Consider the following 7165-nt stretch of genomic DNA (forward strand, 5'->3'; position numbering starts at 1 on the left):
GTCTCCCCACCCACAGGCCGCCACCGTCACCGGCGCACCCGTCCTCATCCCCCGCCGCCGCGACTGATCGCACGCCCGCGCTACGCCCGTATCGTGGTGCGAACGGGGCGCCACCAGCCCCGATGTACGGGTGGAAAGGCATCACACGTGACACAGGAGCCAGGGCAGGCGACGAACAGCGCGGTGCGGATATCCGCGCTCTGGAAGCGGTACGGGGAGCAGGTCGCCGTAGCGGGCATCGATCTCGACCTGCCCGCAGGGAAGTTCATCGGTCTCGTGGGGCCCAACGGCGCCGGCAAGACCACCACCCTCTCCATGGTCACCGGGCTGCTGCGACCGGACTCCGGCACCGTGGAGGTGGCCGGCCACGACGTCTGGCGCGACCCGGTGGCGGTCAAGGCGCGGATCGGGGTGCTGCCCGAGGGGCTGCGCATGTTCGAGCGGCTCTCCGGCCGCGAACTCCTCGACTACACCGGGCGGCTGCGCGGCCTGCCGGGCGACGAGGTCGAGAAGCGGACCACCCAGCTGCTGGACGTCCTCGATCTGGCCGGATCGCAGCACAAGCTGGTGGTGGACTACTCGACCGGTATGCGGAAGAAGATCGGGCTGGCCGCGGCGCTGCTGCACAATCCCGAGGTGCTCTTCCTGGACGAGCCGTTCGAGGGGGTGGACCCCGTCTCCGCGCAGACCATCCGCGGGGTGCTGGAGCGCTACACCGACTCCGGCGCCACCGTCGTCTTCTCCAGCCATGTGATGGAGCTGGTCGAGTCGCTGTGCGACTGGGTGGCGGTGATGGCGGCGGGCAGGATCCGCGCCCAGGGCCCGCTCGCCGAGGTGCGCGGCGAGGCGCCCTCGCTGCAGGACGCCTTCCTGGAGCTGGTGGGCGCGGGCCGGGGCGCCGGACGGGACCTCGACTGGCTCGGCGGCGGCGCCCGATGAGCAGCACCACCACCCCGGACCCGGTCGGCCTCCAGGGCACCACCGCGGCACGCTTCAGGGAGCCGGCCGCCCCGGTGCTGCTCGCGGTCTTCGTCCGACTGAAGCTGTCCCTGATGCGCAACGGGCTGCGGCAGTCCTCGGGCCGGCGGGCCGCGTACGTCACCTCGCTCGTGCTGACCGCCCTGTTCGCCGCGCTCCAACTGCTCGGGCTGGTCATGCTGCGGGGCGAGGACCACGCCGCCGCCCTGACCACCACCCTGATCGCGGTGCTGGCGCTGGGCTGGGCGGTGATGCCGCTCTTCTTCTCCGGTGGCGACGAGACCCTGGACCCCACCCGGCTGGTGATGCTGCCGCTGCGGCCGCAGGCCCTGGTGTCCGCGCTGCTGGTGTCCTCGCTGATCGGCATCGGCCCGCTGTTCACCCTGGCGCTGGCGGTCGGCTCGGCCATCGCCACCGCGCACGGCCCGGCCGCCGCGGCGGCGGCCGGGCCCGCGGTGCTGCTGGTGCTGCTGGTGTGCGTGGCCCTGGCCCGCGCGGTGGCCACCGCGAACGTACGGCTGCTGACCAGCCGCCGGGGCCGCGACCTGGCGCTGCTGAGCGGACTGCTGATCGCCGTCGGCGCACAAGTGGTCAACCTGGGCGTGCAGAAGCTTTCCGACGCCAGGAGTCTGGCCGGTCTGGAGGGCGCCGCCGACGTGCTGCGCTGGGTGCCGCCCGCCACCGCGATGGACGCGGTGTGGGGCCTCGGCGAGGGCGCGTACGGCAGGGCACTGGCCCAATTCGCGCTCACCCTGCTCGTACTGGTGGCGCTGCTGGCCTGGTGGCGGCGGAGCCTCACCCGGCTGATGATCAACCCCGACTCCTCCACGGTGGGCGCGGCCGAACCCGCCGCGCGCCAGTCCGCGGGCGGCGGGGTGCTGACCCGGCTGTCGCTGCTCTCCGGCCGCACCGGCCCGGTGGTCCAGCGCGCGCTGCGCTACGCCTGGCGCGACCCCAAGACCAAGGCCAGCTGGGCGACGGCGCTGGGCCTCGGCCTGCTGCTGCCGGTGGTCTCCGCGGCGCAGGGCAACGGCAGCGTCTACACCGCCTGCTGGTCGGCCGGCCTGCTGGGCATGCAGATGTACAACCAGTTCGGGCAGGACTCCTCGGCGTTCTGGATGGTCGCGCAGACCATCGCCTCCCCCCGGGACGCCTATCTGGAACTGCGCGCACGGACACTGGCCCTGGCCCTGGTCGCGGTGCCGTACGTCATCCTGGTCACGGTCGGCGCCGCCGCCGCACTGCACCAGTGGGGCGCCTTCCTGGAGACCCTGGGCCTGGCGCTGGCGCTGCTGGGCGCGCTGATGGGCACCGGCGCGCTGGCCTCGGTCCACGCGCCGTACACCATCCCGCAGGACAACGGCTTCAAGAACGTCGCCCCCGGCCAGGCCGGCATCGCCACCCTCAGCATCATGGGCGGGATGCTTGTGGGCGCCCTGCTCACCGCCCCGGTCATCGCCCTGGTGATCTGGCTGCACACCGCCGGACAGCACGGCCTGCTCTGGCTGTGCCTGCCGGTGGGCGTGGCCTACGGCTTGGGCCTGGCCACCCTCGGCCTGCGCCTGGCGGCCCCGCGCGCCGCCGCCCGCCTTCCGGAGATCCTGACGGCGGTCAGCAAGTAGCCGTACCGCTTGCAGCCGCGCGGGGTCACGGCCGTGCGGCCCTGCGGCCTCGCGGCATTACGGCCCGTCACGGCGCCCCGTAGACATACGTCCCGGGGCGCCGTGGCCGTTCCGGCTGCGTCGGTCGCCTCACCGGCCTCACCGGCAGGCAATCGTGAACCAGACCCCCTTGCCCTCCGCGCCTCCGACGCCGAGGGGCGCCCCCGGGCAGCATCCCCAGGCATCGGCCAGTTCCCCCACCAGCCGCAGACCGCGCCCGCCCTCCCGCTCCGCGCAGTCGGGACGTACGACCGGCTCCTGCCGGCTTCCGTCGTACACCGTGATCCGCAGCAGCTCCGGCCGCACGTCCAGCCACAGCAGGGAGCCGAGCCCGGGCGCGTGCAGATAGGCGTTGGTGGCGAGTTCCGAGGTGCATAAGGTCGCCGCGTCCGCGACCCGGTCCAGCCGCAGCCGCCGCAGCGCGGAGGCGACGAAGTCGCGGGCGATGCAGGGCGAGGTGTCCAGTGGCGGGCAGTAGAGCGTGTACGAGTGCGGTCGCTGCTCGCGACCGATGCCGAGAATCCCCATGCGGTGCTTCTCTCTGAGCGGCGCTGATGGATCTGCCATGCGGTGGCTCGCCCCTCCGGCCGCGAGGGGTGCGTTTCCGACGTATGGGCAGGCGGCACACGGACGTTGGCAGCACACACCTGCCGTTACGCCACGTGTAAGGCGCGCCACCGAACGTAGAGGACATACATGTACCGGCGCAACCATGTCCGGCACCTTGCCCCCTGAGGTGTGAACCGTGGCAGGGTGGCTCCCCACCACCCAGTGCCGGACAGGAGAATGACCACATGCCGCCGAGGAGCAGCCCCACAGCTCGCCAAGTACGTCTGGGAGTTGAGCTGCGCAAGATGCGGGAAGCAGCCGGGATGCCCGCCCGCGAGGCAGGCGCTCTACTCGGGGGCGGACAGCCCCAGATAAGCCACATCGAGAGCGGCCGATACGGAATCAGCGAGGAGCGCCTGCGCCGCCTCGCCGCCTTCTACTCGTGCAGCGACTCCGCACTCATCGACGCCCTCGCGGCCATGACCCACGAGCAGCGCGGCGAAGGGTGGTGGGAGGCGTATCGAGGCGTACTGCCCGCGCCGATGCTCGACCTTGCCGAGCTGGAGCACCACGCGACGGGCCTGCGCACCATCCAGATCACCGACATCCCCGGTTTGTTCCAGACCGAGGAGTACGCGCGTGCGGTGTTCGGCTCCACCATCCCAGCCCTGCCACCGGCAGAACTCGACGCGCGCGTGGCACTCCGCATGCAACGCCAGGCAACCCTGCGACGGGACGGGGCTCCACGCTACGAAGCGGTCATCCATGAGGCCGCACTGCGGATGCGGTTCGGTGGCCGAAGGGTCGCCCTCACACAGCTTGAACACCTGCGCGAACAGAGCGACCGGCCAGGGGTGAGCGTGCGCGTCATCCCGTTCTCATCACAGGAGTACGCCGGAGCGAGCCGCGCGATGCTCTACGCGGTCGGCCCCGTACCAGCACTCGACACCGTGCAGATCGAGGCCGCGCACGGCGTCAGCTTCCTTGACGCGGACGCTCATCTCAGGAGATACCGCAGCACCTTCGAGACTCTGGCTTCCTCGGCGCTCAGCGAGCACGAGAGCCGGGACCTCATTCACGCCATCGCGCAGGAACTCTGAAAGGAACCGTCGATGCCAGCGAATCTCGAATGGCGAAAGTCGACCTTCTCCAGCACGGAGGGCGACTGCCTGGAACTGGCCCCGACAGGCCCCCACATCGCACTGCGGGAAAGCGACGACCCCGCGGTCGTCCTCACCACCACCCCGCGCGTGATCGGCGCACTCATACGTGCCGCCCGCGCGGGCGCGTACGACCACCTCACGCACTGAGGCGCGACGGGGCGACGCGAACGGGGGTCAGTCCAGGTGGCCGCTGTAGACCCAGCCCCGGGTGCCGGCACGGATACCGGTCTTGGTCCGCTGGAGGACCTTGCCGTAGGACCAGCTCTTGTCGAAGCCGCCCCGGGGCCGGGTACGGCAGAAGTAGCGGAAGGTCTCGCCCTTGAGCAGGGTGCCGCGGCTGCGGTAGTGGGTGCTGGGCCCTTTGCGCAGCTGGGCGCGCGGGGAGTCGATCGAGAAGTTCACGTCGGGGGAGTCGAAGCGGCAGGCGGAGGACCCCACCGAGCCGGCGGCGGAGGCGTTCGGGGCCAGTGCCAGGGTGCCGCCCAGCGACAGTGCCGCCAGCATCGCGGCCATGGACAGCTTGCCCTTGATCGCCACAATCTCCCCCGCATGAGATCTAATCGGTCAGATTATCGGAACAGTAGCACCACCCTTCCATGCTCTCTCCGGCCCCCCGGAAGCCTTCAGAAGATCCACACACCGGCTTTTCGCGAGGCCCCACGTCACCCCGGGCCGGCCCTCCCCGGAGCGGCCGTGGAACCCCAGGCCGTACAGGAAGGCCCCCAAGACGAACCGAACCGGCCTCACCCTCGCGGCAGGTGAACGAGAGCCGGCGGCCCGACGGCAATGCCACGCAGCCGCGAGGGGCCATCGCATCACTGCCCGTCGAGCGATGCCTGCCGGGCGAGGAACTCCTCGAACGCCGCCTTCTGCTTCGGATCCATGAAGCCCTGCCGGACGTTGCGGGCGTTCACCTCCAGCCAGTGCGCCTCGCCGGGGTCCAGCAACTCGGCGACCACCACGCCACCGCGAGCGACCGCCGTGCGCCCTCCCACGCGGCGGCGGAAGAGCGTGAACGCGCCGAACTCCTCCGGGTGGGCCAGCTCCGGCTCGTCCTCGTCCGCGGCGTCACCCGGCGGGCAGGCGGTGGGGGCCCAGTGCTCCCAGAGCGCCAGCGTGGCCGCGGGCACCAGCACCGCGCGTTCGGCCTCCCTACCCCCCTCCCACACGAACGTGACGGTGACGGGCTCGCCGACCGCCTCGGCCAGCCCAAGTACCCTCTCCACCTCGTCGTTGATCGGATATTCGACTCGTACGTCGATCTGAACGCCCATGGCGAGTGAGGCTACTGACGACCTCCGACACGCCGACCCCAAGATCCCGCGCCTCCCCTGGTCCCGGCGCAAGATCAGGCGCCACTTCAAAGGACGGCGTACGAAGGACGGCGTACGAAACGCCGCTTTCGGCCTAATAGGCGGCTTGGGCTGTTCGGCCGCGTCACCCTGTGCGGGGTGATCACGGTCGGGTCAGGCGGCTGTGGGGGCACGGACCGCGTGAGCCGGTGACGACCCAGGCGACATCGAAGGGCACGAGCGCATGACCCCCACCAGGACCGCCGAGGAGATGAGCGAGCGGGTGCCGCCGGTAGGGATCCCGCTGCCGGGCGATCCAAAGAAGACGCTGGTCAGCGAGGCGTGCCGCCACCTCCCGCCGGCCGCCGTCCATGGGAACCCGGCCGCGCGGCGCACCACCGGGCACTCGTGATGGCGGACCCGAAGCGCAAGGCCGAACAGCCGCACCACGGCCTGCAGCACGGGCTGGGCCGTCAGCTGGACCAGATCTCCACACAGCTGGAGGAACTGGCCAACGCCAAGGACCGGCTCCAGGGCCTACTGAACGCGGTGCTGGCCATCAGCCGGGAGACGGAACTCTCCGCGGTGCTGCACCGCATCGTCACCACCGCCATGGAACTGGTCGGCGCCCGCTACGGTGCGCTGGGCGTGCTGGCCCCCTCCGGTGACGCGCTGGAGGAGTTCATCACGGCCGGCCTGTCGGACGCCGAGCGCGCCGACCTGGCGTGGTCCGATTTCCCTCACGGGCGCGGTGTCCTCGGCCACCTGATCCACAACCCCGAGCCCCTGCGCGTCGACGACATCCCCTCCCATCCGGCCTCCGCCGGCTTCCCGCCCGGCCACCCCCATATGCGCACCCTCCTGGGCGTCGCCATCAGCGTCCGCGGCACCATCTACGGCGACCTCTACCTGTCCGAACGCAGTGACGGACAGCCCTTCGACCGCAATGACGAGGACATCGTCCGCTCTCTCGCCGGAGCCGCCGGCATCGCCATCGAGAACGTGCGCCTGTACGAGCAGATCCGCGACAGCGCCGAACGCTTCCAACGCCTCCTGCTGCCCACCCTGCCCGACCTGCGCCCCTTCACCGGGGCCACCGTCTACCGGCCCGCCCCGACCCCCGGGCACCTCGGCGGCGACTGGTACGACGCCCTGTGGCTGCCCGACAACGCGTGTGCCGCCGTCATCGGCGACGTCTTCGGCCACGACCTGCACGCGGCCGCCGCCATGGCCCAGACCCGCAACATGCTGCGGGCCCTGCTCTACGACCGGCTCACCCCGCCCAGCTCGGTCCTGGGCCAGCTCGACCGCACCCTGCACGCCATCACCGATCTGCCCGTCGCAACCGCCTGCCTGGCCCGCATCGAACCCGAGCAGGGCGGCGGTTGGACCCTGCGCTGGAGCAACGCCGGCCACCTTCCCCCACTTCTGATCACCCCCGACCGGCAGACGAAGTTCCTCCACGCCGAGCCCGGCCTGCCTCTCGCGGTGAGTACCGAACTGCGCCGCCCCGATCACTCCC

General features: G+C 71.4%; 9 protein-coding genes. 6 read left to right on the plus strand and 3 right to left on the minus strand.

The features are described from left to right. Positions 1-147: 147 nt before the first annotated feature. Positions 148-939: an ABC transporter ATP-binding protein gene (locus E4099_RS26460; RefSeq protein WP_135341642.1), complete on the plus strand. Its 792-nt coding sequence runs from the start codon at positions 148-150 to the stop codon at positions 937-939. Continuing rightward, the gene (locus tag E4099_RS26465; protein WP_386389672.1) at positions 936-2600 is read left to right on the plus strand and encodes a transporter; all 1665 of its coding nucleotides are present in this window, start codon (positions 936-938) and stop codon (positions 2598-2600) included. The genes E4099_RS26460 and E4099_RS26465 overlap by 4 nt, the downstream gene beginning before the upstream one ends. 138 nt (positions 2601-2738) lie before the next feature. Here the strand turns inward: E4099_RS26465 and E4099_RS26470 are convergent, their stop codons facing one another. Beyond that, complete coding sequence (locus tag E4099_RS26470; RefSeq protein ID WP_135341643.1) at positions 2739-3167, minus strand: ATP-binding protein; 429 nt, start codon at positions 3165-3167, stop codon at positions 2739-2741. Between the two features lie 266 nt (positions 3168-3433). Between E4099_RS26470 and E4099_RS26475 the strand changes: the two genes are divergently transcribed. Further along, a complete protein-coding gene (locus E4099_RS26475; RefSeq protein WP_135341644.1) occupies positions 3434-4288 on the plus strand; it encodes a helix-turn-helix domain-containing protein in 855 nt (284 codons plus the stop codon). 12 nt (positions 4289-4300) lie between these two features. Further along, entirely contained in the window at positions 4301-4498 is a 198-nt protein-coding gene (locus E4099_RS26480; RefSeq protein ID WP_135341645.1) for a DUF397 domain-containing protein, read from the plus strand. A gap of 27 nt (positions 4499-4525) precedes the next feature. Here the strand turns inward: E4099_RS26480 and E4099_RS26485 are convergent, their stop codons facing one another. After that, positions 4526-4888 (minus strand): SH3 domain-containing protein, encoded by a 363-nt coding sequence (locus E4099_RS26485; RefSeq protein WP_135341646.1) that lies wholly within the window; start codon positions 4886-4888, stop codon positions 4526-4528. Positions 4889-5166: 278 nt separating this feature from the next. Then, a complete protein-coding gene (locus E4099_RS26490) occupies positions 5167-5625 on the minus strand; it encodes a hypothetical protein (RefSeq protein WP_135341647.1) in 459 nt (152 codons plus the stop codon). Positions 5626-5887: 262 nt separating this feature from the next. Between E4099_RS26490 and E4099_RS33220 the strand changes: the two genes are divergently transcribed. Both E4099_RS33220 and E4099_RS26495 read left to right on the plus strand, forming a co-directional pair. Next, positions 5888-6055 carry a hypothetical protein gene (locus tag E4099_RS33220; protein ID WP_167828484.1) on the plus strand — a complete coding sequence of 56 codons (168 nt, stop codon included), beginning with the start codon at positions 5888-5890 and terminating at the stop codon, positions 6053-6055. Further along, positions 6055-7165: PP2C family protein-serine/threonine phosphatase (locus E4099_RS26495; protein ID WP_135341648.1), on the plus strand; the 1111-nt coding region annotated here is incomplete at its 3' end. The genes E4099_RS33220 and E4099_RS26495, both read left to right, overlap by 1 nt.

Source organism: Streptomyces palmae, assembly GCF_004684805.1.
Classification (GTDB): domain Bacteria; phylum Actinomycetota; class Actinomycetes; order Streptomycetales; family Streptomycetaceae; genus Streptomyces; species Streptomyces palmae.

Bases quoted from the DNA above. Each gene is read 5' to 3' on its own strand.
- E4099_RS26480 (WP_135341645.1), top strand. From the start codon at position 4,301: ATGCCAGCGAATCTCGAATGGCGAAAGTCGACCTTCTCCAGCACGGAG.
- E4099_RS33220 (WP_167828484.1), top strand. From the start codon at position 5,888: ATGACCCCCACCAGGACCGCCGAGGAGATGAGCGAGCGGGTGCCGCCG.
- E4099_RS26490 (WP_135341647.1), bottom strand. From the start codon at position 5,625: ATGGGCGTTCAGATCGACGTACGAGTCGAATATCCGATCAACGACGAG.
- E4099_RS26465 (WP_386389672.1), top strand. From the start codon at position 936: ATGAGCAGCACCACCACCCCGGACCCGGTCGGCCTCCAGGGCACCACC.
- E4099_RS26475 (WP_135341644.1), top strand. From the start codon at position 3,434: ATGCCGCCGAGGAGCAGCCCCACAGCTCGCCAAGTACGTCTGGGAGTT.
- E4099_RS26470 (WP_135341643.1), bottom strand. From the start codon at position 3,167: ATGGGGATTCTCGGCATCGGTCGCGAGCAGCGACCGCACTCGTACACG.